The organism is Methylobacterium adhaesivum, from assembly GCF_022179065.1.
In the GTDB taxonomy this organism is placed as follows: Bacteria; Pseudomonadota; Alphaproteobacteria; order Rhizobiales; family Beijerinckiaceae; genus Methylobacterium; species Methylobacterium adhaesivum.
Window position 1 is genome coordinate 125,666 of record NZ_BPQD01000002.1, and the last position, 25,179, is coordinate 150,844.

A 25,179-nucleotide genomic window follows, 5' to 3' on the forward strand; every position below is an offset into this window, starting at 1 on the left:
CCGCCTCAGACCAGCCGGCTCTGGACGATGGCCGCACCGATGAAGCTCTGGAACAGCGGATGCGGCTCGAACGGGCGCGACTTCAACTCCGGATGGAACTGCACGCCGATGAACCACGGGTGCCCGACATGCTCCACGGTCTCGGGCAGGAGACCGTCCGGCGAAAGGCCCGAGAAGCGCAGGCCCTTGGCCTCAAGGCACTCGCGATAGGCCATGTTGACCTCATAGCGATGGCGGTGGCGCTCGGAGATCTCGGTGGTTCCGTAGATCTCGGCGATCTTGGTGTCGGGGCGCAGGGTCGCGTCGTAGGCGCCGAGCCGCATGGTGCCGCCGAGGTCTCCGGCAGCCGCGCGCTGCTCCAGTTCGTTGCCGCGCAGCCATTCCGTGAGGAGGCCGACCACGGGCTGCGTCGTCTCGCCGAACTCCGTGGAGTTGGCGTCCGGCACGCCGGCGAGCGAGCGGGCCGCCTCGATCACCGCCATCTGCATGCCGAAGCAGATGCCGAAATACGGGATCTTGCGCTCACGGGCGTAGCGGGCCGCGCGGATCTTGCCCTCGGCGCCGCGCTGGCCGAAGCCGCCGGGCACGAGGATACCGTTGATACCCTCCAAGAACGGCGCGGGATCCTCGCGCTCGAACACCTCGGCCTCGATCCATTCGAGGTTCACCTTGACCCGGTGGGCGATGCCGCCGTGAGTGAGGGCCTCGGTGAGGGATTTGTAGGCGTCCTTGAGGCCCGTGTACTTGCCCACGATGGCAATGGAGACCTCGCCCTCGGGGTTGCGGACCCGCTCGGAGATGGTCTGCCACTTGGTGAGGTTCGGCTCGCCCTTCGGCTCGATGCCGAAATGCGCCAGCACCTCGCGGTCGAGGCCGGCCTCGCGATAGGACAGGGGCACATCGTAGATGGAGGCGACGTCGCGCGCCTCGATGACGGCGGTCTCGCGCACGTTGCAGAACAGGGCGAGCTTGCGGCGCTCGTCCACCGGGATCGGCCGGTCGCAGCGGCACAGCAGCATGTCGGGCTGGATGCCGATGGAGCGCAGCTCCTTCACGGAGTGCTGGGTCGGCTTCGTCTTCAGCTCACCCGCCGACGGAATGTAGGGCAGCAGGGTGAGGTGTACGAAGGCGGTGGCGCCGCGGGGCAGTTCCTGGCCGAGCTGGCGGATCGCCTCGAAGAACGGCAGACCCTCGATGTCGCCCACCGTGCCGCCGATCTCGACGAGGACGAAGTCGAACGCCTCGTTGCCCTCGAGGACGAACGCCTTGATCGCGTTGGTGACGTGGGGAATCACTTGGATCGTAGCGCCGAGGTAGTCGCCGCGCCGCTCCTTGGTGATGATGTCGAGGTAGATCCGGCCCGTGGTGATGTTGTCGGCCCGCGTCGCCGGCAGGCCGGTGAAGCGCTCGTAGTGGCCGAGATCGAGGTCGGTCTCGGCACCGTCGTCGGTGACGAACACCTCGCCGTGCTGAGTCGGGCTCATCGTGCCCGGATCGACGTTGAGGTAGGGGTCGAGCTTGCGCAGGCGGACCGTGTGGCCGCGCGCCTGGAGCAGGGCCGCAAGCGCAGCCGATGCGAGACCCTTGCCGAGCGAGGAGACCACGCCGCCGGTGATGAAAACGTACCGCGTCATGGGCTTCGGTCCATAAACAAGGGTGGACGATTCGCCAAACCGCAAAAACGCTTATCCCCCGCGCAAGCCGAGCATGCGCGGAGCATCGTCGTTCGGGGGCGTCGCATTCGGGTTCTTCGGCCCGGGCACCGGGCCAGGACCAGCCGGGGAGACCGGCCGGTGGAGTGACAGGCGAGAACGAGGCGGGAGACCGCCCTTCGCGGATCAGCGCGACTGCGGTGCCTCGGGGGCCGTGGGAGCGGCGGGCGCAGCCGGAGCGGCAGGCGCCGTCGTGGGAGCGGGTGCCGTCGTGGGGGCCGGGGTGGCGCCACCCTGGTTCTGCCGCAGGGTATCGAGGAGGTTGCCGGCATTGGGCTGCCCGGCGGGCTGCGTCGTGCCGGCGCCGTCGAGGATCGAGCGCGGGGCGGCGGAGCGATGCGCCATGACGCCGAGGGTCATGCTGGTCGCGAAGAACAGGGCGGCCAGGATCGCCGTCGCCCGCGTCAGGGCGTTGGCCTGGCCGCGCCCCGTCATGAAGCCGGAGACACCGCCACCACCGCCGCCGCCGAGACCGAGGCCGCCCTCGGACCGCTGCAGCAGGACCACGGCGATGAGGCCGAGGACGACGATGAGGTGGATCGAGATCAGGACGGTCTGCATCGTTTATCCAGGGGCGGCACCGATCCGGGCGCGCGCAGGAGGGCGTGGGCACGGCGCCGCATGCGCGCCGTCCACATATTTGGTCGGCTGTTACACGAGAACGCCCGGGAACGCCAATCCCGCGCCCGTTCAGGGGGCGTAGGCGCCGACGATCCCCAGGAAGTCCTCCGCCACGAGGCTGGCGCCGCCCACGAGGGCACCGTCGACGTTCTCGACGGCCATGAGTTCACGGGCGTTGCCGGGCTTGACCGAGCCGCCGTACAGGATCCGGATCTTGTCGGCCTCGGGCCCGATGAGCCGGCCCAGCATCTCGCGCAAGGAGGCGTGAACCTCGGCGATGTCCGCCGGCGTCGGAGTCAGGCCGGTGCCGATGGCCCAGACGGGCTCGTAGGCGATGACCGTATCGGCCCCCGTGGCGCCCTTCGGCACGCCGATGGCGAGCTGGGCACGCACGATATCGAGGGTGCGCCCCTCCTCGCGCTCGTCCTGGGTCTCGCCGACGCAGATGATGCCGCAGAGGCCGGCCCGCCGGGCGCCGAGGGCCTTGGCATGGACGCCGTCGTCGGTCTCGTAATGGTAGGCGCGGCGCTCGGAATGGCCGACGATGACGTAGGACGCACCGAGGTCGGCCAACATCTCGGCCGAGATGCTGCCGGTGAAGGCGCCGCTCGGCTTGGCGTGCAGGTTCTGGCCGCCGATGGCGATGGGGGATCCGTAGGTCGCCGCAACGCAGGAGGAAATCAGGGTCGAGGGCGGGCAGATCAGGACGTCGACGGTGTCGAGGAGAGCCGGCGCGAGGCCGCTGCGCACGGCCTCCACCACCGAGACCGAGCTGCGCAGACCGTTCATCTTCCAGTTGCCCGCAACCAGAGGCCGTCGCCCCGCCTTCGTCATGGATGTCCGCTCCGTGTCACGTTCGGGCCAGGTTTCGTTCGGACCGAGTTTCGTTCGGACCAAGTTTCGTGCCGCCCGTACCAGATCGACCGGGCTGCGCCAAACCGGCCGGCCCCGGTGCTGCGGTCTTTGCGGCGGCGTGCGGATGGTCTATCGCGGGCAACCTTCAGGATGATCGTGGCCCGCCCACGTCGCATCCGCCGAGACGAAGAACCGGACCCCATGCTCACGAACATGCGCAAGGCGAGCCAGCACTGGCTCGGCAAGATCATCCTCTCCGTGGTGTTCGTCTTCCTCATCGCGGGCGTTGCGATCTTCGGCGTCGAGGAGTTTTTCCGCGCCGGTTCGACCTCCACCGTCGCCACCGTCGGCAAGACGCCGATCTCGGCCGAGGCCGTGCGCAGCGCCTACCAGAACCAGCTCCAGCGCTACCAGAGTCAGACCCGCCGCACCCTGACGCCGGAGCAGGCCCGGGCGCTCGGCCTCGACCGCCAGGTTCTGGCCCAGCTCGTGAGCGAGGCCTCCCTCGACCAGCAGACCGCCTCCCTGGGGCTGAGCATCCCCGACGCCGCCGTGCTGCGCGCGATCCGCGAGGAGAAGAGCTTCCAGGCCGCCGACGGCAAGTTCGATCCGGCCCTGTTCTTCCAGACCCTGCAGCGCGCCGGCCTCAACGAGGCCACCTTCGTGCGCGAGCAGCGCGCAGTCGCGGCCCGCCTCCAGCTCGCCGAGGCCGTGGCCTCCGATCTCCATGTGCCCGAGGCCCTGCGCGAGGCGGTGCACCGCTACACCACGGAACGCCGCGCCGTCGCCGCCGTGATGCTGCCGCCCTCCGTCGCCGGCGAGATCCCCGCCCCCACGGACGAGGCGCTCAAGGCCTATTACGAAGAGAACAAGTACGCGTTCCGCGCGGCCGAGACCCGCGCGGTGAACCTCCTCGTCCTCGATCCGCAGGCCATGGCCAAGCCCGACGCCGTCAGCCCCGAGGACATCGCCAAACGTTACGAGACCGACAGGGCGAAGTACGGCACGCCGGAACGCCGTACGATCCAGCAGATCGTGTTTCCCGATGAGGCGTCGGCCGAGGCGGCGCGCAAGAAGATCGAGGCGAACGAGGCGCCCTTCGAGGCCGTGGCCGCCCAGAACGGCGCCGACGCCAAGAACCTCACCCTCGGCACGCTCACCAAGGCCGAGCTGTTCGACAAGCCCGTGGCCGATGCGGCCTTCGCCCTGGAGAAGGATGCCGTCAGCCAGCCGGTGAAGGGCCGCTTCGGCACCGTGCTCCTGCGCGTCACGGCGATCGAGCCCGAAACCCGCAAGCCCCTGGCCGATGTCCAGGCCGACATCGCCAAGACCATCGCGTTGGAGCGCGCCACGGACGGCATCGAGGCCGCCCACGACGCCATCGAGGACGCGCGCGCCAACACCAAGCCGCTCGCCGACATCGCGAAGGAGCGCAATCTTCCCCTCGTGTCGTCCACCAGCCTCAGCGCTCAGGGCATCGATGCGGAGGGCAAGCTGGTCGAGGGCATTCCCGACCGGGACACCACCCTCGCGGCCCTGTTCCGCGCCGAGGTCGGCGGCGACAACGAGGCCCTGCGCACGAAGTCGGGCGGCTACGTCTGGTACGACGTCACCAGCATCGACCGTGCCCACGACAAGCCGTTCGACAGCGTCCGCGACGAGGTCGCGGCCCGCTGGCGCATCGCCGAGACCGAGCGGCTCCTGGCCGCCAAGGCCAAGGAGTTGAGCGACCGCCTCGACAAGGGCGAGACCATCGAGGCCGTGGCGCAATCCGTCGGCGCCAATGTCGAGACCGTCTCCGACATCGCCCGCAATCAGCCCCAGGGCGATCTCACCGCCGACGTGGTCAACCGCATCTTCGCGACGGCCGTGGGCAAGGCGGCCTCGGCGGAAGCCGGCGAGCGCCGCGCCGTGTTCAAGGTCACCGCCGCCGCCATGCCGGCCTACGTGGCCGGTGCTCCGGCCGACGAGGCCATCGCCAAGCGCTTCCAGGCGACGCTCGCCGACGACGTCCTCGGCGAATACATCGCCGAAGTGCAGAAATCCGTGGGCATCACCGTCAACCAGACGGCGTTCCGCCGGGCCATCGGCGGCGAGTATTGATCGACCGATGACGCATGCCCCGGACGATGCGGCCTTCATCGCGGCCTACGAGGCGGGGCGCTCGACCCTCCTCAACCTTACCCTGGTGGCGGATCTCGAGACGCCCGTCGCCGCCTTCCTGAAGCTGCGCGCCCATCATTCCGGGCCGGCCTTCCTCCTCGAATCCGTCGAGGGCGGGGCCGTGCGCGGGCGCTACTCGATGATCGGCCTCGATCCCGATCTGGCCTGGCGCTGCCGCGACGGGCGGCCCGAGATCGCCCGCGATCCCGGCCTGACGGACTTCGTGGCCCAGGACATGGCGCCGCTGGCGGGCTTGCGCGCCCTCATCGCCGAGAGCGCCATCGGTGCCGAGGGCGAGTCGGACGCCCTGCCCCCCATGGCGGCGGGCCTGTTCGGCTACCTCGGCTACGACATGGTGCGGGCCATGGAGACCCTGGGGCCACCGAACCCCGATCCCCTCGGCGTGCCCGACGCCATCCTCGTGCGCCCCAGGGTGATGGTGGTGTTCGACTCCGTGCGCGACGTCATCACCGTGGTCGGCCCCGTGCGGCCGGAACCCGGCATGGCCGCCCGGGCCGCCTACGAGGCCGTGCTCGCCCGCCTGGAACGGGTGGCGGACGCCCTCGAAGGTCCGCTACCCGTCGAGGCCCGCCTCGATCCGCGCACCCTCGCCCACCCCGAGCCCATCTCGAACACCACGCCCGAGGCCTATCTCGCCATGGTGGCGCGGGCGAAGGAGTACATCGTCGCCGGCGACGTGTTCCAGGTGGTGCTGTCGCAGCGCTTCGAGGCGCCCTTCACCCTGCCCGCCATGGCGCTCTACCGCTCCCTGCGGCGCACGAACCCGGCCCCGTTCCTGTGCTACCTTGATTTCGAGGCGTTCCAGGTGGTGTGCTCATCGCCCGAAATCCTCGTGCGAGTGCGCGACGCGCGCGTCACCATCCGGCCCATCGCCGGCACCCGGCGGCGCGGCGCCACTCCGGCCGAGGACAAGGCGCTCGCCGCCGAGCTCCTCGCCGATCCGAAGGAACGCTCCGAGCACCTGATGCTGCTTGATCTCGGCCGCAACGACGTCGGCCGGGTCGCCAAGATCGGCTCCGTCACCGTCACGGGCTCGTTCTTCCTCGAATACTACAGCCAGGTGATGCACATCGTCTCCAACGTCGAGGGCGACCTCGACCCGCGCCACGACACCCTCGACGCCCTGGCGGCGGGCTTTCCCGCCGGGACGGTCTCGGGCGCCCCGAAGGTGCGGGCCATGGAGATCATCGACGAACTGGAGCGCGAGAAGCGCGGTCCCTACGGCGGCTGCATCGGCTATTTCGGGGCGCGGGGCGAGATGGACACCTGCATTGTGCTCCGCACGGCCATCGTTAAGGACGGCCGCATGCACGTGCAGGCCGGTGCCGGCATCGTCTACGATTCCGATCCGGTCTCCGAGCAGCAGGAATGCGTGAATAAGGCCAAGGCCCTGTTCCGCGCGGCCGAGGACGCCGTGATGTACGCGAGCCGGGCGCGGCGGGGGCAGTAGGGCACGGCCGCGTTGACCGAACCGCTCCGCAGGATCAAACCACCGTCCATGACCAGTGAGCGACCGATGTCCAACGTCCTCGTCATCGACAACTACGATTCGTTCACGTGGAACCTCGTCCACCTGATCGGCCCCCTGTGCCGCTCCATCAATGTGGAGCGAAACGACCGGATCACGATTCAAGAGATCCGCGAGCGGGCGCCCGATGCCGTGGTGCTGTCGCCGGGGCCGTGCTCGCCCAACGAGGCCGGCATCTGCCTCGACGTGGTGCGCGACCTCTCGGCCGAGATCCCGATCTTCGGCGTCTGCCTCGGGCTCCAGGCCATCGGGCAGGCCTTTGGCGGCGACGTGGTGCGGGCGCCCGCCCCCATGCACGGCAAGGTCTCCTCCATCGAGCACCGGGCGTCGGGAATCTTTCGCGGCCTCAACGGGCCGTTCGACGCCACGCGCTACCATTCCCTCGTGGTCGAGCGCTCCAATTGTCCGGAAGCCCTCGCGGTGACGGCGGAGGCCGACGGGCTCATCATGGGCTTGCAGCACACGACCCTGCCCGTCCACGGCGTGCAGTTCCACCCCGAGAGCATCCTGTCGCATCACGGGTCACAGATCCTGCGGAATTTCCTCGACATCGCGGCGGCCTGGAACGCGGCGCGTGACAAGGGCCGGCCCGGCGTGCATTGAGCGAGCGATCGGCCTCGATTGGTCCTGCTCCAAACGGCCCCTGGATTCGGTCCCGTGAACTCGTTCAAGCCGCTCCTCGCGAAAGTCACCGCCGGCACGAGCCTCGACCGCGTCGAGGCGCGCCGGGCCTTCGACGATCTGCTGTCGGGTGAGGTGACGCCGGTCCAGGCCAGCGCCTTCTTGGTCGCCCTCAAGGTGCGCGGCGAGACGCCCGACGAGATCGTCGGCGCCGTCGAGGCCATGCGGGCGCGGATGCTGCCCGTCGCCGCCGTGCCGGGCGCCGTCGACGTCGTGGGCACGGGCGGCGATCACTCGGGCAGCTACAACGTCTCGACCCTCGCGGCCCTCATCACGGCGGCCTGCGGCGTGCCGGTGGCGAAACACGGCAACCGCGCCGCCACCTCGCGCTCGGGGGCGGCGGACGTCCTCGCGGCCCTCGGCGTTCGCATCGGCCTCGATCCGGATGGCCTCGCCCGCTGCCTGTCCCAGGCCGGCCTGTGCTTCATGTTCGCCCAGACCCATCACGCCGCCATGCGCCACGTCGCGTCCGTGCGCGCCGAGCTGCCGACCCGCACCATCTTCAACCTTCTCGGACCCCTGGCCAATCCCGCCGGGGTCAAGCGGCAGCTGTTCGGCGTCTCGACCCCCGCCTGGGCCGAGCCCCTGACGCAGGTGCTCGCCGAACTCGGCAGCGAGCGCGTCTGGACCGTGCATGGCTCCGACGGCCTCGACGAGATCACCGTCACGGGCCCCACGGCCGTCGTGGCCCTCGACGCGGGCCGCCTGTCCCACGCCACCCTCGATCCGCGCGAGGTCGGCTTGGCGCTCCACACCCTCGACGACCTGCGCGGCGGCGACCCGGAGCACAACGCCGCCGCCCTGCGGGGGGTTCTGGAGGGTGCCCGCAACGCCTATCGCGACATCGGCGTCATCAATGCCGGCGCCGCCCTGGTGGTGGCCGGCGCAGCCTCCACCCTCCGGGAGGGCGTGGAGCGGGCGGAGCAAGCCCTCGATTCCGGCGCGGCCCGCGCGACGCTGGCCGCCCTCGTCCACGTCTCCAACGCCTGAAGGCCGTCCCATGTCAGATCCCGCGACCGACGATACGGCGCCCACGGGACGCAACGACGTGCTCGCCCGCATCGAGACCTACAAGCGCCGCGAGATCGCCGAGGCGAAGCTCAGGGTGCCGCAGACGAAGCTCGAGAAGCGCGTCGCCGCGATGGAGCCCACGCGGGGCTTCGCCGACGCCATCGCGGCCCATATCGCGCAAGGCCGTCCGGCCCTCATCGCCGAGGTCAAGAAGGCCTCGCCATCCAAGGGCCTGATCCGGGCTGATTTCGATCCCGTGGCCATCGCCAAGGCCTACGAGACGGGCGGCGCCACCTGCCTGTCGGTGCTCACCGACACGCCGTCCTTCCAGGGCAAGCCTGAGTATCTGACACAGGCCCGCGATGCCTGCGCGCTGCCGGTGCTGCGCAAGGATTTCCTGTTCGAGCCCTATCAGGTGTTCGAGGCCCGGGCCTGGGGCGCCGATTGCATCCTCGCCATCATGGCCTGCCTCGACGACGACGAGGCGCAGGCCCTCGTCGAGACGGCGCACGACCTTGGGATGGATGTCCTCGTCGAGGTCCACGACGATGCCGAGCTCGCCCGGGCGATCCCCCTCGGCACGAAGCTCATCGGCATCAACAACCGCAACCTGAAGACCTTCGAGGTTTCGTTCGAGACGGCGATCCGCCTCGGCCACGGCGTGCCGGAGGACCGCGTCGCGGTGGCCGAGAGCGGCATTTCGGGCCATGCCGACGTGTTGCGCCTCGGCGAGAACGGCCTGCACACGGTGCTGGTCGGCGAGAGCCTGATGCGCCAGGACGACGTTGCGGCGGCGACCCGCCACCTCCTGTTCGGCGAAGCGTGAGGACCGACCGTTGGCTGAACTGACCCACCTCGACGCGGCGGGCGCCGCCAACATGGTCGACGTGTCCGACAAGGCCGCCACCACGCGCACGGCCCGGGCCGTCGGCACCGTGCTGATGCTGCCCGAGACCCTGGCGCTCATCCGCGAGGGCGACGCGAAGAAGGGCGACGTCATCGGTACGGCGCGCCTCGCCGGCATCATGGCGGCCAAGCGCACCCACGAACTCATCCCCCTGTGCCACCCCCTACTGATCTCCAAGGTCCGGGTCGATTGCGAGATCGACGAGACTCTGCCGGGCCTGACGGTGACGGCCGAGGTGAAGGTGATCGGCCCGACGGGCGTCGAGATGGAGGCCCTGACCGCCGTGTCGGTCGCCTGCCTGACCATCTACGACATGGTGAAGGCCGCCGACCGGGGCATGCGGATCGAGGGCATCCGGCTTCTCGCCAAGGATGGCGGGCGTTCGGGTGCCTACCGCGCGGAGGTTGCCGGTTGAGCGGGCCGATCCCCGTCGCGGAGGCCCTGCGCCGCATCCTCGCCGGCCTCCCCGGCCCCGTCGCGGCCGAGACCGTCGCCATCGCGGAGGCCGCCGGCCGGACCCTGGCGGACGATGTGCAGGCCACCCGCACCCAGCCCCCCTTCCCCGCCTCGGCCATGGACGGCTACGCCGTTCGGGCGCAGGACATCGCCACTTGTCCGGCGACCCTGCGGATCGTCGGGACCAGTGCCGCCGGCCACGGCTTCGAGGGTCGCCTCGGCGCGGGTGAGGCCGTGCGCATCTTCACCGGAGCCCCGGTGCCGGAGGGGGCCGACGCCATCCTGATTCAGGAGAACGCGGATGCCGAAGACGGACGCGTCGTCGCCCGTGAATCCGTGGCGGCGGGTCGTTTCGTGCGGCCAAGCGGCCTTGACTTCCGCCAAGGCGACACGCTCCTGCGTGTGGGGGACACCCTCGACGCGCGCCGCACGGCGCTCGCCGCCGCCGCTGGCCATGCCCGGCTCGCGGTGCGGCGGCGCCCGCGTGTGGCGATCCTCGCCACGGGCGACGAACTCGTGGCGCCGGGCGAGCCCGCCCGCTGGGACCAGATCGTCGCGTCCAATGCCCTCGCGGTCGCGGCCCTCGCCCGAGAGGCCGGAGCCGAGACCATGGATCTCGGCATCGTCGGCGACACCCTCGAGGCCCTGGAAGAGGCGCTGACCCGCGCGGTCGCGGCCCGCGCCGACATCCTCGTCACCCTCGGCGGCGCTTCCGTTGGCGACCACGACCTCGTGCAATCGGCCCTCACCCGCCAGGGGTTGGAACTCGGGTTCTGGCGCGTGGCCCTGCGCCCGGGCAAGCCCCTCATGCACGGGCGCCTCGGGGCCACCACGGTGATCGGTCTGCCCGGCAATCCCGTATCCTCCATCGTCTGCGGCCTGCTCTTCGTGGTGCCGGCGATCCGGGCCCTGCTGGGCGATCCCCGCGCCGGCGAGGACCGCAGTGAACCCGCCACCCTCGGCCACGCCATGCCGGCCAATGACGGCCGCCAGGATTACCTGCGCGCCCGGCTCGACACGGCCCCGGACCGCCTGCCCGTGGTCCATCCGGAGAACCGGCAGGACTCGTCCATGCTCTCCGTCCTCGGCCAGGCCGAGGCGCTGCTGATCCGGGCCCCGCACGCCCCGGCCACCCCTGCCGGCGCCCCATGCCGGATCCTACGCCTCGACCGCCGCATCCTCTGAAGCACCCCTGCGAATCCCATCGGCGCGCCCTCGCCGATGCCTGGACGAAGGCGGCCGAACCGTTCAGGATCGCGGCGCCATCCCCGCCCGGATTTCCCGGTCCGGCGTCGCGTGCCGCCCGGCTCGCCCACCCGAGGTTTCGCCCTTGCCTCACTTCGAAGATTTCTACGCCGACAAGCTTCGTGGGTCCCTCGGCGTCACCGACGCCGAATCTGTGCTCGATCTGCGCGGCTCCAACCGGCTGACGGCCGAAGCATCCCTGAACGACATGCTGGAACGGAGCCGATTCGGTAAAGGCAAGACGGTGGCGATTCGCCTCGACCCGCCGCCCGAGGGCGGGGGCGAGACCCTGTTCCAGCCCACCGGACGGCTGCTCCTCGACGCCAAGCGCAAGGGGCTGGTAGAGCGCCTCCAGACGTTGCCGGCCGGCGACGGTCTCGGATTCTACGTGGCACTCTCCGGCAAGGTGGCGCGTTCGGTCGGGTGACCCTCGGCGCAGCCACAAGGATTCCCGTGCACAGCCTCGGCCGTAACGTCATCGAACGCCTCGCCCGTTTCGGCTACGGTGCCCGCGGCATCGTCTACTGCGTCGTCGGTGGCCTCGCCCTGCTGGCCGCCCTCGGGCGCGGCGGGCGGGCCGACGACAGCGAGAGCGCCATCCGCTGGGTCCTGGCCGGACCGTTCGGCCCCGTTCTCGTCGGATTCATCGCGGTGGGCCTCCTCGGCTTCGCCCTGTGGCGGTTCGTCGAGGGACTGACCGACGCCGACCGGCGCGGCACCTCGGCGAAGGGACTCGTCGTGCGCGCCGCCCATATCGGAAGTGCCGCGATCTATACGGGTCTGGCCATCACCGCCGGCAGTCTCGCCCTCGGCCTCGGTCGCGCACGAAGCGGCGACGGGATGCAGGACTGGACCGCGTGGCTCCTGGCGAAGCCCTTCGGCCTCTGGCTCGTGGCGTTCATCGGTCTCGGCATCATGGCCGGCGGCGTCGCCTTCCTCGTCAAGGCCGCCACCGGCAAGGTCACCGACCGGTTGAAGCTCGGGCCCGACCAGTGCCGATGGGCGAAGCCCGTGGGACAGTTCGGCTACGGCGCCCGCGGCATCGCCTTCCTCATCATCGGCGGGTTCTTTCTCGCCGCCGCCTGGCACCAGGCCTCATCGGAAGTGAAGGGCCTAGCCGGTGCCTTCGCGGCCCTGCGGGCACAGCCCTACGGCTGGGTGCTGCTCGCGATCGTGGCGGCGGGCCATTTCGCCTTCGGCGCCTTCGGCCTGATCCAGGCCCGGTTTCGCCATATCGACGCCCCCGACATCGACGAGACAGACGACGCGGTCCTGCGGGCGATCCGTCCCGCCTCCTGACACCGCGTTGACAGGAAGGGGCGCGGCGCCGATACCGCGCCTCGGCCGGAGCCCGTATGGGCCGGAGTTCATGCAGCAGCGCACCTACAAGAACGCGGTGATGGTGGTCCACGATTGCGTGGCGACCGCCCTGGCCGTGATCCTCACCTTCGTCTTCCGCTTCAACGGCGAGTTCCTCGCCGAACGGCTGCACGCGCTGCCCCTGCTGCTGCCCCCCTTCGTGGTGTTTGCCGGGTTCGTCTACACCCGGTTCAAGCTCTACCGGACGAAGTGGCGCTTCGCGTCCCTGCCGGATCTCGCCGGCATCGTCCGGGCGGCGAGCGTGCTTGCCCTGACGCTCCTCGTCATAGACTACGTCCTCGTCTCCACGACGATGTACGGGTTCTACTTCTTCGGAAAGATCGCCATCGGCCTCTATTGGGTCCTGCAGATCTTCCTGCTCGGCGGCCCGCGCCTCGCATTCCGCTATCTCAAATATGCCCGCTCGCGGCAGAGCCAGGCTCGCGCGGCCACCACCCCGACGCTTCTGCTCGGGCGCGGGACCGACATCGAGATCCTCGTCCGGGCCATCGAATCCGGCACCATTGGCCGCCTCGCCCCCAAGGGCATCCTGTCCCCCCGCTCCGACGAGACCGGGCAGACCATGCGCGGCGTGCCCGTGCTCGGCGCCTTCGCCGACCTCGAGCGGGTGGTGGCGGACCTCGCCCGCGACGGTACGCCCGTGCGCCGCCTCGTCGCCGTGCCGAGCGCCCTGGCGCCGGAGGCCGAGCCCGACGACCTCATCGCCCGCGCCCGCCGCCTCGGCCTACCCCTGTCGCGGGTCACGAGTCTGGGCGAGAACATGCGGGACGCCGGCCTCGCACCCCTGGAAATCGAGGACCTGCTCCTGCGCCCCACCGTTGCCATCGACCGGCCGCGCCTGGAGCGTCTGCTCACCGGGGCGCGGGTGATCGTGACGGGCGGCGGCGGCTCCATCGGCTCGGAGATCTGCGCCCGAGCCGTGGCCTTCGGCGCCTCCGCCGTGCTGGTGGTGGAGAGTTCGGAGCCGGCGCTCCACGGCATCCTCAGCCGGCCCGATCTCGCCGAGGCCCGGGTCACGGGCGTGCTGGCCGACATCCGTGACGCCGACCGACTCAACGCCGTCTTCGCCGAGTTCCGGCCGACTTACGTGTTCCACGCCGCCGCCCTCAAGCAGGTGCCCTTCCTCGAGCGCGACTGGACAGAGGGCATCAAGACCAACGTCTTCGGCTCCATCAACGTCGCGGAGGCCACCCTGGCCGTGCACGCCCGCGCCCTGGTGATGATCTCCACCGACAAGGCCATCGAGCCGGTATCGCAGCTCGGCGCCACCAAGCGCTTCGCCGAGATGGTGGCGCAGGCCCACGATGCCGCGCAGGGATGCGAGCCCGGCGCGACGGCGACGCGGCTCATCGCCGTGCGCTTCGGCAACGTGCTCGGCTCCGTCGGCTCCGTCGTGCCGGTGTTCAAGGCGCAGATCGCCCGGGGCGGGCCGGTCACCGTCACCGACCCGGCGATGGTGCGCTACTTCATGACCGTACGGGAGGCCGCCGACCTCGTGCTCACCGCCGCCTCGCATGCTGACCGCGAGGCGCGGGTCGCTCCGCGCGTCGACGGGGCGGACCAGCGCGCGGCGGTCTACGTCCTCAAGATGGGCCAGCCCGTGCGCATCGGCGATCTCGCCGAGCGGATGATCCGGCTGGCCGGCTTCGAGCCGGGGGTCGACATCGAGATCGTTCATACGGGTTCACGGCCGGGCGAGCGCTTGAACGAGATCCTGTTCGCCCGCGAGGAGCCGCGCGTCGCCCTCGACGGCATCGACGGGGTGATGGCGGCGCGCCCGGTCTTTGCCGACCGCACCGTCCTCGACGGCTGGGTCGCACGCCTGCACGCGGCTGTGGCGGCTCACGACCGCGAGGCGGCGGAAACGGTGTTCGGTGAGGCGATCCCTGATTTCCGCAACCGGCCGTCCGCGCCGACACCGGAACCCGACCTCGTGATTTCTGTTGGCTCCCCACGCAACGTGCTGGAACCAACGGCCGCGCTTCCTCATTGAGGCGCAGACCCGAAGTCAGGTGAGAAGCCGGCCGGATTCATCCGGATCGGCTGGACGATCCGAGGAGAATATCTTGCAGAGTGTTTCGAAGCTCCTGGCCGGCGGCGTGTTCGCCGTCGCCCTCGGTCTCGCCGCCGCGCCCGCCTTCGCGCAGGGCATCTCCATCGGACCGGGTGGCGTTCAGGTGGATCCGGGCTATCGGCGCGGATACGACGACCGTGGCCCGCCGCGCAGCGAGCTGACCCGTGGCGAGGCTGCCCGGATCGCGCGGCGCGAAGGTCTCGTCGATGTCGACGGTGTGGACCGGCGCGGCCCCCGGATGATCGTGCGCGGCTCCGACCGGCGCGGCGACGACATCTCCGTGGTCATCGACAGCCGCTCCGGCGACGTGATCGACGTCCGCCGCTAAAACCAACCAGCTCAGTGACGTTCGAGGGCCCGGCGCAAGACGCCGGGCCCTTTCTCATGCCGGCTCCATCCGGGCGAACGCCGCGAGACCGTCCCGCGTCGTCCTCTCAGGGTGCCATCCGAGGGCCGCGAGCCCATCGGCCTCGGCGACGAGGCTGGTGGAGAGGCGGGCATAGGCTTCCTCCCGCCCCGCAAGGCGGCAGGCGAGGCCGATGAGGCCGGGCGGCACGGCGACGAGCCCCGCGCGCCGGCCGAGACCCTGGCGCAGGGCACCGACCATCTCCGGCAGGTTCAGGGGGTCAGGCTCGGCCACCACGAGGGCCCGGCCGATGGGCGCGGGGGCCGCGAGCGCCGTGGCAACGGCGCCCGCGAGACTGTCCACGGACACGAGCGAACGGCGCGCAACGAACCGCCCGAGGGGGAGCGGATAGGGCGCGCGCGCGAGGCGCAGGAGGGCCGCCATGTTGCCCTTGACCCCCGCGCCGTAGACGAGGACGGGCCGCAGGGCCACCCAATCCAGGCCGACCTCGGCGAGCGCTTCCTCGGCCGCGAGCTTCGAGCGGCCGTAGGCGTCCGTCGGTTCGGCCGGGTCGGTTTCGCGCACGATGCCGGCAGCGTCCGGCCCCGTCTGGGCGCGGATCGAGGACAGGAACACGAACCGGCGCACCCGCGCCCGGGCGGCGCATTCGGCGAGGTTGCGCGTGGCCTCTGTATTGGAGGCCCGGTAATCGTCTTCGGGGGTGCCCGACATGGCATGGGCGAGGCCCGCCGAATGCACGATGGCGTCGACCCCGGCGAGGGCCGCCGCCATGTTCATCGGCCGGCTGAGATCCCCCACAACGGCGCCGCTGGCGCCCTCCGGCACGGCGACGGGCCGGCGCAGAAGGACCCGCACGCGGTATCCCCTGGCCGAGAGGGCCTGGAGGAGGTGGCGGCCGATGAAGCCCGTGGCCCCCGTCAACGCGACGAGCTGTCCGCTCACGTGTCCCTCCTCAGGCGATGGCGCGGGGCCGGGCGAAGGCGCGCAGAATGCCCGCCACCAGGGCGCCCCCCGCCCCGCAGGCGAGGACGGTGACGGGCCAGGACGGCCAAAGCAAGGTCGCGCCGGCGAGGACCGCGAGGGTCGTGTTGAGGACGAAGACCCGGCGGACCACGGCGAGCACCGAGAAGCCGTTGTCGGTGGCGCGCTGGTAGAAATGTGAGCGATGGGCCTGCCACACCGGCTCGCGCCGTACGGCCCTGCGGAGCAGGGTCAGGGTCGCGTCGGCGAGGTAGTACAGCGGTAGCAGGAGGGCGGCGGCCAGCCCCCCCTCGACGGCGAGGCGGTAGAGCAGCCAGGCGCCGAGGAGCCCGATGGGAAGGGAGCCGACATCGCCAAGAAACAGCTTGGCCACGGGGCGGTTGAACGGCGCGAAGCCGAGTAGCGCTCCCAGCAGCGCTGCCGCGACCAGCATGGGCAGGAACGCCAGGCCGCCGGCCGCGCCGAGGAGGACGAGGGCGGCGGTGACGGGCACGAACTCAGCCACGCTCATCCAGTCGAGCCCGTCCATGAAGTTTACGAGGTTGACGAACCAGACCCCGGCGAGGATCGCGAGGGCGCGCTCCACGGCGAGGGGCAGGCCCGGCGTCAGGCGGCCTCCGACCGCGAACACCAGGGCGGCGACCACGAGGGTCTGCACGCCGAGGCGCAGGGAGGCCGGCAGGGGCCTGAGATCGTCCACCGCCCCGAGGACCGTGAGGGCGAGGACCGCATGGGCGAGGATCAGCGCCTCCAGGGCTTCGTACCCCGCCCCGCGCATGGCCAGCACCGTGCCGACGCCCGCGAGCACCGCCCCCACTACGGCGATGCCGCCGCCCTGCGGCGTCGGCACCGTATGGCTGGAGCGGGCATTGGGCCGGGCCAGGGCATAACGCTGGAGCAGCGGGCGCAGGGCAAGGATCAGCCCGGCGCTCACCCCGGCGGCGAAGGGGATGGCGACGAGCGGCGCGAGGAGCATGACGGGTCCGTGATACGCGAGATATTCCCCGAGACGTCTCGAATCTAGAAAGGCCGAGCCCGGGGACATGTCGGGCTCGGCCCGACACCCGCCGAAGGGATGATCCCTTCGGAATCCCCGGACTTAGGGTGCCCTAGAGGCGGAAGGCCCCTCAGAACACCTGTTCGGCCTTGCGCCCCTGGCCGATGCCGTCCGCCTTGTCGGCGGCCTGCTTGTCCAGCGCCCGGTTCACCACCTTGGCGAGGCCGATCATGATGGTGTCGAGGACGTAGTCCTTCGGTGTGTAGACCGCCGTGACGCCCATGTTCTTCAAGACGAGTTCGTCGTCGGGCGAGATGATGCCGCCCACCACCACGGGGATATGGTCGAGGCCGGCCTCGCGCATCTTCGCCTTCACGTCGCGCACGAGCGGCACATGCGATCCCGACAGGATCGACAGACCGACAACGTGGGCGCCGGTCTCCTTCGCCTTGGCGACGATCTCGGCCGGGGTCTGGCGAATACCGTCGTAGGTCACATCGAAGCCGACATCGCGGGCCCGCAGGGCGATCTGCTCGGCGCCGTTGGAATGTCCGTCGAGGCCGGGCTTGCCGACCACGAGCTTCGGGGTCTCGCCGAGGCGCTCCCCGAGATCGGCGATGAGAAGCTTGGCCTCCTCGGCCGCGCCCGACGACACGGTCTCCAGGGTCACGCCCGTGGGGGCGCGGTACTCGCCGAACACCTCGCGCAGGCGACCGCCCCACTCGCCCGTGGTGACGCCGGCTTTGGCCGCGGCGATGGAGACCGGCATGATGTTGGCGCCCGAGCGCGCCGCTGCTTCGAGATCGGCGAGCGCCTTCTCGACGGCCTCGCTATCCCGCTGCGACCGCCAGGCGCGGATGCGCTGCTCGGCCTCCATCTCGACGGTCTCGGAGACGGTGAAGATCGCGCCCTCCCCGGCGGTGAGCGGCGAGGGCTCGCCGGCCTGGAACTTGTTGACGCCGACCACGACCTGATCGCCGGCCTCGATGGCCGAGATACGCTTGGCGTTGGATTCGACCAGGGCCCGCTTCAGGGCGCCGGTCTCGACGGCCGCCACCGCCCCGCCGATGCCGCCGATCTCTTCGAGCGCCTTGCGGGTCTCGGCCTTGAGAGACTCGACCTTGGCGTCGATCACCGTCGAACCGTCGAAGATGTCGTCGTATTCGAGGAGATCGGTCTCGAAGGCGAGGATCTGCTGCATGCGCATGGACCATTGCTGGTCCCAGGGGCGCGGCAGGCCGAGTGCCTCGTTCCAGGCCGGCAGCTGCACGGCGCGGGCCCGCGCCCGCTTCGACAGGGTGACGGCCAGCATCTCGATGAGGATGCGATGGACGTTGTTCTCGGGCTGCTGCTCGGTGAGGCCGAGGCTGTTCACCTGAACGCCATAGCGAAAAATGCGCTTCTTCGGGTCGGTGATGCCGTAGCGCTCCTGGGCGATCTCATCCCAGAGTTCGGAGAATGCGCGCATCTTGCAGATCTCGGTGACGAACCGCATGCCGGCGTTCACGAAGAACGAGATGCGGCTGAACACGTCGGCGAAGCTCGCCTCGTCGAAATCGGGGTCGTCGCGCACGGTGTCGAGGACCGCGATGGCGATGGCGAGCGCGTAGGACAGCTCCTGCACCGGCGTCGCTCCGGCCTCCTGCAGGTGGTAGGAGCAGACGTTCATCGGGTTCCACTTCGGCACTGCCTTGGTGGTGAACAGGATCACGTCCTTGGTCAGCCGCAGGCTCGGCGCCGGCGGGAACACATAGGTGCCGCGCGACAGGTATTCCTTGATGATGTCGTTCTGCGTCGTGCCCTGCAGCCCCGCGAACGGCGCGCCCTGCTCTTCGGCCACGGCGAGGTAGAGCGACAACAGCCACGGCGCCGTGGCGTTGATGGTCATCGAGGTGTTCATCTGCTGCAGCGGAATCTGGTCGAATAGGGTCCGCATGTCGCCTAAATGCGCGATGGAGACGCCGACCTTGCCGACCTCGCCGCGCGCCAGCTCGTGGTCAGGGTCGTAGCCCGTCTGCGTCGGCAGATCGAAGGCCACCGAGAGGCCGGTCTGGCCCTTGGCGAGGTTGCCGCGATAGAGTGCGTTCGATTCCTTGGCGTTGGAATGCCCGGCATAGGTCCGGATGATCCAGGGCTTGTCGCGCTTGACCTCGGCGACGGTCGCGTTCGCGCTCATTCCACTCGACTCCGTTGAATGCTGTGCCGCGCTGCCTGCGCATGATCGGCGGCACCCTAACCAAGCGCGGCGTGCCCGTCATCTGGCCGAAGGTTCACGGCGGCGGCGTTGGCACGCAAAGCCTTGGAAAAATTCTACAAAGGTGGCGCAAGGGAATTGAAGACCCTTGCATGGCCCCGACCAACCCTTTCGCGTCTAAAATACTGATAATGCTACGATTTCGGCTCCTCCGACGCGATGGATCCGCAGTTCGAATATTGAATACGGATTGCGTGTCGGGCGGATGCCCCAGTTCGTCCCCAAGCGCGGCGCCCCTATGACCTTTGTGGGGCCTTGGAGCGGTCCAGGTTCGCCGATATAGGGGCCCTCAGAACAACTTAGGGAGAGCCCAATGGCCGCGAGTGCTGCGTCGAGCACGACCGAACTCAAGGATCTGTACGAGATGGGCGAGGTTCCGCCCCTCGGTCACGTGCCGGCCAAGATGTATGCGTGGGCGATCCGCCGCGAACGCCATGGGCCGCCGGAGGAGTCTCACCAGCTCGAGGTTCTGCCGGTGTGGGACATCGGCGACGACGAAGTGCTCGTCTACGTCATGGCCGCCGGCGTGAACTACAACGGCGTGTGGGCCGGCCTCGGCGAGCCGATCTCGCCCTTCGACGTGCACAAGGGCGAGTACCACATCGCCGGCTCCGACGCCTCGGGCATCGTCTGGAAGGTCGGCGCCAAGGTGAAGCGCTGGAAGGTCGGTGACGAGGTCATCGTCCACTGCAACCGCGACGACGGCGACGACGAGGAGTGCAACGGCGGCGACCCGATGTTCTCGCCGTCCCAGCGGATCTGGGGCTACGAGACCGGAGACGGCTCCTTCGCCCAGTTCTGCCGGGTGCAGTCGCGCCAGCTCATGGTCCGCCCCCAGCACCTGACCTGGGAAGAGGCGGCCTGCTACACCCTCACCCTCGCCACCGCCTACCGCATGCTGTTCGGCCACGCGCCCCACACCGTGCGCCCGGGCCAGAACGTCCTCGTCTGGGGCGCCTCGGGCGGCCTCGGCGTGTTCGCCGTGCAGCTCTGCGCGGCCTCGGGGGCCAACGCCATCGCGGTGATCTCGGACGATTCGAAGCGCGACTACGTCATGAGCCTGGGCGCCAAGGGCGTCATCAACCGCAAGGACTTCGACTGCTGGGGCCAGCTGCCGAAGGTGAACAGCCCCGAATACAACACCTGGCTCAAGGAGGCCCGGAAGTTCGGTAAGGCGATCTGGGATATCACCGGCAAGGGCAATGACGTCGACATCGTGTTCGAGCATCCGGGCGAGTCGACCTTCCCGGTCTCGACCCTGGTGGCCAAGCGCGGCGGCATGATCGTGTTCTGCGCCGGTACCACCGGCTTCAACATCACCTTCGACGCCCGCTACGTCTGGATGCGCCAGAAGCGCATCCAGGGTTCGCACTTCGCCCACCTTAAGCAGGCGTCCGCCGCCAACCAGTTCATCCTCGATCAGAAGATCGACCCGTGCATGAGCGAGGTCTTCCCCTGGGACAAAATTCCCCAGGCCCACACCAAGATGTGGAAGAACCAGCACGCGCCGGGCAACATGGCCTGCCTCGTCAATTCCCCGCGCCCCGGCCTGCGGACGGTCGAGGACGTCGTCGAGGCCGGCCGGAAGGGCTGATCTTCGAGAACGCGGACTGAGAACTCACCTGCCCTTGTCGTTCGAGGGCAGGTGTTTCGCGTAATCCTCCCGCTCCTCCTTCTGCTTGATGAGATCGGCGTAGGCCTGCCGCATCTCGGGCGAGACCTGGACGGAGCGGGTCTTCTCCTTCTTGCGTTTCGGCGCTTTCTTGAACTGGTTGGCGGTGTCGGTCATCGGCTCGTCCCGGTCGGTCCTGTCGAATCAGCATAGGCCAGGGCGACGACGTTCGCGAGACGCATCGGCAGCCGGTTTCGGGGCGGCGCACACGCTGATAGACAGCCCTCCGACACAGACTCGCACCGGACGGCGCCCGAGCAATGGAAAAATTCACCACCCTGGAGGGCGTCGCGGCGCCCATGCGGATCGTCAACGTCGACACCGACCGCATCATCCCCAAGCAGTACCTCAAGACCATCAAGCGCACGGGCCTCGGCAAGGGTCTGTTCTCCGAGATGCGCTATCGCGACGACGGCTCCGAGAACCCTGATTTCGTCCTCAACCAGCCCGCCTATCGCAACGCCAAGATCCTCGTGGTCGGCGACAATTTCGGCTGCGGCTCGTCGCGCGAGCATGCGCCGTGGGCGCTGACGGATTTCGGCATCCGCTGCGTGATCTCCACGAGCTTTGCCGATATCTTCTTCAACAATTGCGCCAAGAACGGCATCCTGGCGATCACGGTTTCGCCCGAAGACCTCGAAAAGCTGTTCGAGGATGCCGAGCGCGGCGCCAACGCCACCCTGTCCGTCGATCTCGAAGCACAGACCATCAAGGGGCCGGACGGCGGCACCCTCCATTTCGACATCGATTCCGGCCGCAAGGAGAGCCTTCTCAACGGCCTCGACGAGATCGGCCTGACCCTGAAGCGAGCCCCGGCCATCGACGCCTACGAGGCCAAGCTCGCGCAACGCGGCTGGGTCTGAGCGAGCACCGCGACGCTCCAGGGTTCACGAAAGATTCGGGTTTCGGGTGGGATGCGGAGATAGGACGTGCACATGGTTCGTTTACCTTGAGCACGCCTTAAGATTGGGGTGACCCGCCCCCGCTCCGGAGACCGCCCATGACGCCGCGCGCGACGCTCACCGCCCTATTTTGCCTCGCGGGGGCCGCCGCCGCCCCGGCGGCCCGGGCCGATTTCCAGGACTGCCTTGCCGGGCTGCAGGCCCAGGCCGCCGCGCAGGGCATCTCCGCCCAGACGTTCCGCGCCGCGACGAACGGCATCCAGTATGATCCCAAAGTGCTCGAACTCGCCCAGGCCCAGCCTGAGTTCAAGACGCCGATCTGGGACTACATGGCGGCCCTGGTCGACGAGGAGCGTGTCGAGGACGGCAAGGCGGCCATGCGCCAGCACGCACAGGCCCTCGCCAACGCGGAGAGCCGCTACGGCGTCGACCGCCACACCATCGCGGCCGTGTGGGGCGTCGAATCGAACTTCGGCAAGAACCTCGGCAAGATGCCCCTGGTCCAGTCCTTCGCGACTCTGATCTGCGCGAATCACCGCCGCAAGGATTTCTTCAAGGGCGAGCTGATGGCCACCCTGAAGATCATCGAGCGCGGCGACATCGATCCGTCGCGCCTCAACGGCTCCTGGGCCGGCGCCTTCGGCCAGACCCAGTTCATGCCCACCACCTACCAGCGCCTCGCCGTCGACGGCGACGGCGACGGACGCCGCGACCTCGTCGATTCGGTCCCCGATGCCGTGGCCTCGACGGCGAACTTCCTGCGCGTGGCGAAATGGCAAAATGGGCAGCCCTGGGGCTACGAGGTGCGCCTGCCGCGCGGCTTCAACGCCGCCGCCGCCGGGCGCAAGAACCGCCATGCCCCCTCGCATTGGACCGCCATGGGCGTCACCCGCGTCGACGGCCGGCCGCTCAATGGCGACGCGCCCATCGGCATCCTGATACCCGCCGGCGTCGACGGGCCGGCCTTCGCGGTGACGAAGAACTTCGACGCCCTCTACTCCTACAACGCCGCCGAATCCTACGGCCTTGCCATCGCGGTCCTCTCAGACCGGCTTCGGGGCCGGGCCGGCATCCAGGCCGAATGGCCCACCGACGATCCGCCCCTGTCGCGCGCCGAGCGCCGCGATCTCCAGACCCGTCTCGCCGCCCGCGGCTACGACGTCGGCGAGCCCGACGGCAAGGTCGGCGCCAAGACCCGCGACGCCATCAAGGAGATCGAGCGCAGCCTGGGCATGCCGGTGACCGGGCGCCCCGGCGCGAAGGTGCTCCAGGCGTTGCAGCGGGGATGAGCGGACGACGCCTGATCTCGTCGGGTTCGCCGTTCGAGGCAGCCTGCGGCTATTCCCGTGCCGTGGTGCAGGACGGGTTCGTCTTCGTCGCAGGCACCACCGGGTACGATTACGCCACCATGAGCCTTCCGGATTCGGCCGGGGCCCAGACGGAGGCGTGCTGGCGCACCATCGCGGGCGTCCTTCAGGAAGCCGGCACATCGGTCGAGGAGATCGTCCGGGCGACCTACTACGTCACCGACCGGGCGGACGCGGAGGCGATCCTGAGCGTCTGCAGTCGCATTCTTGCGACGAGCCGACCGGCGGCGACCATCGTCATCGTCGCGGGACTGCTGCGCCCCGAGATGAAGGTCGAGATCGAGGTCACGGCGCGGATCGACTGATACCGCTTCCGGCTGATTATCCGGGATCGAAAAGTCGCGACGAGCGCCCTTTCCTGGAGGGAGAGGTTTGGGGTGAGGTGTGTGACCTATCCGGAGAGTTTACGCACCTCACCCTGTCCCTCTCCTTGCAGGAGAGGGGACCTGCGCTTCGTCCGGTCCGAATCCAGACCCGATCAGCCGCACTCGTTTTGAGTGTGTCAGCCTAAAACAAAAAAGGCCGGGCATCAGCCCGGCCTTTCCCGTTCGTCCAGGGACGAAGAAACTTACTCGGCGGCGGTCTTCGCGGCGGACTTCGCAGCCTTCTCGGCCTTGCGGGCGTCCTTGTTCGCCTTCGAAGCGTCGGCCTTGGCGGCCTTCTCGGCCGGGCGGTCGGCGCGCTCGACGATACGGGCGGACTTACCGCGACGATCGCGCAGGTAGTACAGCTTGGCGCGACGGACCTTGCCGCGGCGCACGACGACGATGGAATCGATCAGCGGCCCATAGAGCGGGAACACGCGCTCGACGCCCTCGCCGTAGGAAATCTTACGGACGGTGAAGTTCTCGTTGATGCTGCCGCCGGAGCGGGCGATCACCACACCCTCGTAGGCCTGAACGCGAGTGCGCTCGCCTTCCTTCACCTTGACGTTCACGATCACCGTGTCGCCGGGCTGGAAATCGGGGATGGTCTTGCCGAGCGCAGCGATCTGCTCCTGCTCGAGCTGTTGAATGATGTTCATGGTCATGTCCTGCCGGTGCGCGCCCGACGATCCCCGGATGGGACCGCGTGCGTCAGGATTTCGGCATCCTGTTTTGAGTTGCCGCGGGCCATACACGAGAGGGCTTCGCTTGTCCAATATCGGGTACCCGATATTGCGTTCCGGCGAGGCGGCAGCCTCGAAGCCCGGTTGAGAAAACCCTCCGCGCGGTCCACATGGAGAGGGATGCCGCAGGAATGCGGCACCACTCCCGGCCGGCCTTGAACCGGCGCAGCGGACGAGGATCTCCAACCCATGTTCATCCAGACCGAAGCCACCCCGAATCCCGCCACCCTGAAGTTCCTGCCCGGCCGAGTGGTGCTCGATCAGGGCACGTTCGAGGCGCGCGATGCCGAGGCCGCCGCCCGCTCGCCCCTGGCGCAGCGCCTGTTCGACGTGCCGGGCGTCGCCGGGGTCTATCTCGGCCACGACTTCATCTCCGTCACCAAGGCCGAGGACGAGAACCTGTGGCCGCAGGTGAAGCCCGCCATCCTCGGCGCCATCATGGAGCACTTTCAGTCCGGCGCCCCCGTGCTCGCCGAGGGCACGAGCGCGGGGGACGACGACGCGGAAGAATTCTTCGATCCCGCCGACGCCGAGACGGTGGTGACGATCAAGGACCTGCTCGAGACCCGCGTGCGCCCGGCGGTGGCGGGCGACGGCGGCGACATCACCTTCCGGGGCTACAAGGAGGGGGTGGTCTACCTCGAGATGAAGGGCGCCTGCTCGGGATGCCCCTCCTCCACCGCCACCCTGCGCCACGGCGTGCAGAACCTATTCCGCCACTTCCTGCCGGAAATCCGCGAGGTCCAGGCGATCTGAGCGACCGCCGCGCCGGCGCAAAGCGGCAACACTGCCGCGTGAATCCAACGGAAACGGCCGCCCCGCTCTCACGGGGCGGCCGTTTTTGTCCTACCATCGCGGCCCCGGCGGGAGGACATTG

24 protein-coding genes are annotated in these 25,179 nt (G+C 69.4%); 16 read left to right on the forward strand and 8 right to left on the reverse strand.

Features of this window, described 5'->3' with window-relative positions; genetic code table 11:
- Positions 1-5 precede the first annotated feature (5 nt).
- From pyrG to tpiA, 3 genes are all read right to left on the reverse strand, one after another.
- Complete coding sequence (gene pyrG, locus MFF01_RS03095) at positions 6-1,634, reverse strand: CTP synthase (RefSeq protein ID WP_238221885.1); 1,629 nt, start codon at positions 1,632-1,634, stop codon at positions 6-8.
- A 204-nt stretch (positions 1,635-1,838) separates the two neighbouring features.
- Positions 1,839-2,273, reverse strand: coding sequence for a preprotein translocase subunit SecG (secG, locus tag MFF01_RS03100; RefSeq protein ID WP_238221887.1), 435 nt, complete (start codon positions 2,271-2,273; stop codon positions 1,839-1,841).
- Between the two features lie 129 nt (positions 2,274-2,402).
- Positions 2,403-3,167, reverse strand: a complete 765-nt coding sequence (gene tpiA, locus MFF01_RS03105) for a triose-phosphate isomerase (RefSeq protein ID WP_238221888.1) — start codon at positions 3,165-3,167, stop codon at positions 2,403-2,405.
- 222 nt (positions 3,168-3,389) lie between these two features.
- Between tpiA and MFF01_RS03110 the strand changes: the two genes are divergently transcribed.
- The 11 genes from MFF01_RS03110 (at position 3,390) to MFF01_RS03160 (ending at position 14,982) form a co-directional block, all read left to right on the forward strand.
- Complete coding sequence (locus MFF01_RS03110; protein ID WP_238221889.1) at positions 3,390-5,291, forward strand: peptidylprolyl isomerase; 1,902 nt, start codon at positions 3,390-3,392, stop codon at positions 5,289-5,291.
- 7 nt (positions 5,292-5,298) lie between these two features.
- On the forward strand, positions 5,299-6,822 hold the full coding sequence (trpE, locus tag MFF01_RS03115) for an anthranilate synthase component I (protein ID WP_238221890.1): 1,524 nt from the start codon (positions 5,299-5,301) through the stop codon (positions 6,820-6,822).
- Positions 6,823-6,888: 66 nt separating this feature from the next.
- Positions 6,889-7,503: an anthranilate synthase component II gene (locus MFF01_RS03120; protein WP_238222134.1), complete on the forward strand. Its 615-nt coding sequence runs from the start codon at positions 6,889-6,891 to the stop codon at positions 7,501-7,503.
- 54 nt (positions 7,504-7,557) lie between these two features.
- Positions 7,558-8,571: an anthranilate phosphoribosyltransferase gene (gene trpD / locus MFF01_RS03125; RefSeq protein WP_238221891.1), complete on the forward strand. Its 1,014-nt coding sequence runs from the start codon at positions 7,558-7,560 to the stop codon at positions 8,569-8,571.
- A gap of 10 nt (positions 8,572-8,581) precedes the next feature.
- Entirely contained in the window at positions 8,582-9,418 is an 837-nt protein-coding gene (gene trpC, locus MFF01_RS03130; protein ID WP_238221892.1) for an indole-3-glycerol phosphate synthase TrpC, read from the forward strand.
- 10 nt (positions 9,419-9,428) lie between these two features.
- Positions 9,429-9,914 carry a cyclic pyranopterin monophosphate synthase MoaC gene (gene moaC, locus MFF01_RS03135; RefSeq protein WP_238221893.1) on the forward strand — a complete coding sequence of 162 codons (486 nt, stop codon included), beginning with the start codon at positions 9,429-9,431 and terminating at the stop codon, positions 9,912-9,914.
- Entirely contained in the window at positions 9,911-11,140 is a 1,230-nt protein-coding gene (locus MFF01_RS03140) for a molybdopterin molybdotransferase MoeA (protein WP_238221895.1), read from the forward strand. Before moaC ends, MFF01_RS03140 begins: the two co-directional genes overlap by 4 nt.
- A gap of 145 nt (positions 11,141-11,285) precedes the next feature.
- Positions 11,286-11,627, forward strand: a complete 342-nt coding sequence (locus MFF01_RS03145) for a hypothetical protein (RefSeq protein WP_238221897.1) — start codon at positions 11,286-11,288, stop codon at positions 11,625-11,627.
- Positions 11,628-11,653: 26 nt separating this feature from the next.
- The gene (locus MFF01_RS03150) at positions 11,654-12,499 is read left to right on the forward strand and encodes a DUF1206 domain-containing protein (protein WP_238221899.1); all 846 of its coding nucleotides are present in this window, start codon (positions 11,654-11,656) and stop codon (positions 12,497-12,499) included.
- Positions 12,500-12,569: 70 nt separating this feature from the next.
- Positions 12,570-14,573 carry an SDR family NAD(P)-dependent oxidoreductase gene (locus MFF01_RS03155; protein WP_238221901.1) on the forward strand — a complete coding sequence of 668 codons (2,004 nt, stop codon included), beginning with the start codon at positions 12,570-12,572 and terminating at the stop codon, positions 14,571-14,573.
- 73 nt (positions 14,574-14,646) lie between these two features.
- Positions 14,647-14,982, forward strand: coding sequence for a PepSY domain-containing protein (locus MFF01_RS03160; protein ID WP_238221903.1), 336 nt, complete (start codon positions 14,647-14,649; stop codon positions 14,980-14,982).
- Positions 14,983-15,036: 54 nt separating this feature from the next.
- On the opposite strand, the gene MFF01_RS03165 is transcribed toward MFF01_RS03160, so the two are convergent.
- The 3 genes from MFF01_RS03165 to MFF01_RS03175 form a co-directional block, all read right to left on the reverse strand.
- Positions 15,037-15,963, reverse strand: coding sequence for an NAD-dependent epimerase/dehydratase family protein (locus MFF01_RS03165; protein ID WP_238221905.1), 927 nt, complete (start codon positions 15,961-15,963; stop codon positions 15,037-15,039).
- A gap of 10 nt (positions 15,964-15,973) precedes the next feature.
- Positions 15,974-16,978 carry an MraY family glycosyltransferase gene (locus MFF01_RS03170; protein ID WP_238221907.1) on the reverse strand — a complete coding sequence of 335 codons (1,005 nt, stop codon included), beginning with the start codon at positions 16,976-16,978 and terminating at the stop codon, positions 15,974-15,976.
- Between the two features lie 151 nt (positions 16,979-17,129).
- The gene (locus tag MFF01_RS03175) at positions 17,130-19,175 is read right to left on the reverse strand and encodes an ethylmalonyl-CoA mutase (protein WP_238221909.1); all 2,046 of its coding nucleotides are present in this window, start codon (positions 19,173-19,175) and stop codon (positions 17,130-17,132) included.
- Between the two features lie 391 nt (positions 19,176-19,566).
- On the opposite strand from MFF01_RS03175, the gene ccrA reads away from it, so the two are divergent.
- Positions 19,567-20,847: a crotonyl-CoA carboxylase/reductase gene (gene ccrA, locus MFF01_RS03180; RefSeq protein WP_238221910.1), complete on the forward strand. Its 1,281-nt coding sequence runs from the start codon at positions 19,567-19,569 to the stop codon at positions 20,845-20,847.
- Positions 20,848-20,871: 24 nt separating this feature from the next.
- Here the strand turns inward: ccrA and MFF01_RS03185 are convergent, their stop codons facing one another.
- Positions 20,872-21,042: a hypothetical protein gene (locus MFF01_RS03185; RefSeq protein WP_238221912.1), complete on the reverse strand. Its 171-nt coding sequence runs from the start codon at positions 21,040-21,042 to the stop codon at positions 20,872-20,874.
- Positions 21,043-21,185: 143 nt separating this feature from the next.
- On the opposite strand from MFF01_RS03185, the gene leuD reads away from it, so the two are divergent.
- From leuD to MFF01_RS03200, 3 genes are all read left to right on the forward strand, one after another.
- Complete coding sequence (gene leuD, locus MFF01_RS03190) at positions 21,186-21,788, forward strand: 3-isopropylmalate dehydratase small subunit (protein WP_238221914.1); 603 nt, start codon at positions 21,186-21,188, stop codon at positions 21,786-21,788.
- Positions 21,789-21,925: 137 nt separating this feature from the next.
- On the forward strand, positions 21,926-23,116 hold the full coding sequence (locus MFF01_RS03195) for a lytic murein transglycosylase (RefSeq protein WP_238221916.1): 1,191 nt from the start codon (positions 21,926-21,928) through the stop codon (positions 23,114-23,116).
- Entirely contained in the window at positions 23,113-23,499 is a 387-nt protein-coding gene (locus MFF01_RS03200) for a RidA family protein (protein ID WP_238221917.1), read from the forward strand. Before MFF01_RS03195 ends, MFF01_RS03200 begins: the two co-directional genes overlap by 4 nt.
- 263 nt (positions 23,500-23,762) lie before the next feature.
- On the opposite strand, the gene rplS is transcribed toward MFF01_RS03200, so the two are convergent.
- A complete protein-coding gene (gene rplS, locus MFF01_RS03205) occupies positions 23,763-24,218 on the reverse strand; it encodes a 50S ribosomal protein L19 (RefSeq protein ID WP_238221918.1) in 456 nt (151 codons plus the stop codon).
- A 273-nt stretch (positions 24,219-24,491) separates the two neighbouring features.
- Between rplS and MFF01_RS03210 the strand changes: the two genes are divergently transcribed.
- On the forward strand, positions 24,492-25,058 hold the full coding sequence (locus MFF01_RS03210; protein WP_238221919.1) for a NifU family protein: 567 nt from the start codon (positions 24,492-24,494) through the stop codon (positions 25,056-25,058).
- The last annotated feature ends 121 nt before the right edge of the window (positions 25,059-25,179 follow it).

What these genes read in the sequence shown, in the direction of transcription:
- tpiA (WP_238221888.1), bottom strand. Translation starts at nt 3,167, where the DNA reads ATGACGAAGGCGGGGCGACGGCCTCTGGTTGCGGGCAACTGGAAGATG.
- trpC (WP_238221892.1), top strand. Translation starts at nt 8,582, where the DNA reads ATGTCAGATCCCGCGACCGACGATACGGCGCCCACGGGACGCAACGAC.
- MFF01_RS03185 (WP_238221912.1), bottom strand. Translation starts at nt 21,042, where the DNA reads ATGACCGACACCGCCAACCAGTTCAAGAAAGCGCCGAAACGCAAGAAG.
- leuD (WP_238221914.1), top strand. Translation starts at nt 21,186, where the DNA reads ATGGAAAAATTCACCACCCTGGAGGGCGTCGCGGCGCCCATGCGGATC.
- MFF01_RS03210 (WP_238221919.1), top strand. Translation starts at nt 24,492, where the DNA reads ATGTTCATCCAGACCGAAGCCACCCCGAATCCCGCCACCCTGAAGTTC.
- MFF01_RS03200 (WP_238221917.1), top strand. Translation starts at nt 23,113, where the DNA reads ATGAGCGGACGACGCCTGATCTCGTCGGGTTCGCCGTTCGAGGCAGCC.
- ccrA (WP_238221910.1), top strand. Translation starts at nt 19,567, where the DNA reads ATGGCCGCGAGTGCTGCGTCGAGCACGACCGAACTCAAGGATCTGTAC.
- MFF01_RS03120 (WP_238222134.1), top strand. Translation starts at nt 6,889, where the DNA reads ATGTCCAACGTCCTCGTCATCGACAACTACGATTCGTTCACGTGGAAC.
- rplS (WP_238221918.1), bottom strand. Translation starts at nt 24,218, where the DNA reads ATGAACATCATTCAACAGCTCGAGCAGGAGCAGATCGCTGCGCTCGGC.
- MFF01_RS03175 (WP_238221909.1), bottom strand. Translation starts at nt 19,175, where the DNA reads ATGAGCGCGAACGCGACCGTCGCCGAGGTCAAGCGCGACAAGCCCTGG.
- MFF01_RS03170 (WP_238221907.1), bottom strand. Translation starts at nt 16,978, where the DNA reads ATGCTCCTCGCGCCGCTCGTCGCCATCCCCTTCGCCGCCGGGGTGAGC.
- MFF01_RS03110 (WP_238221889.1), top strand. Translation starts at nt 3,390, where the DNA reads ATGCTCACGAACATGCGCAAGGCGAGCCAGCACTGGCTCGGCAAGATC.
- pyrG (WP_238221885.1), bottom strand. Translation starts at nt 1,634, where the DNA reads ATGACGCGGTACGTTTTCATCACCGGCGGCGTGGTCTCCTCGCTCGGC.
- trpE (WP_238221890.1), top strand. Translation starts at nt 5,299, where the DNA reads ATGACGCATGCCCCGGACGATGCGGCCTTCATCGCGGCCTACGAGGCG.
- MFF01_RS03195 (WP_238221916.1), top strand. Translation starts at nt 21,926, where the DNA reads ATGACGCCGCGCGCGACGCTCACCGCCCTATTTTGCCTCGCGGGGGCC.
- MFF01_RS03155 (WP_238221901.1), top strand. Translation starts at nt 12,570, where the DNA reads ATGCAGCAGCGCACCTACAAGAACGCGGTGATGGTGGTCCACGATTGC.
- secG (WP_238221887.1), bottom strand. Translation starts at nt 2,273, where the DNA reads ATGCAGACCGTCCTGATCTCGATCCACCTCATCGTCGTCCTCGGCCTC.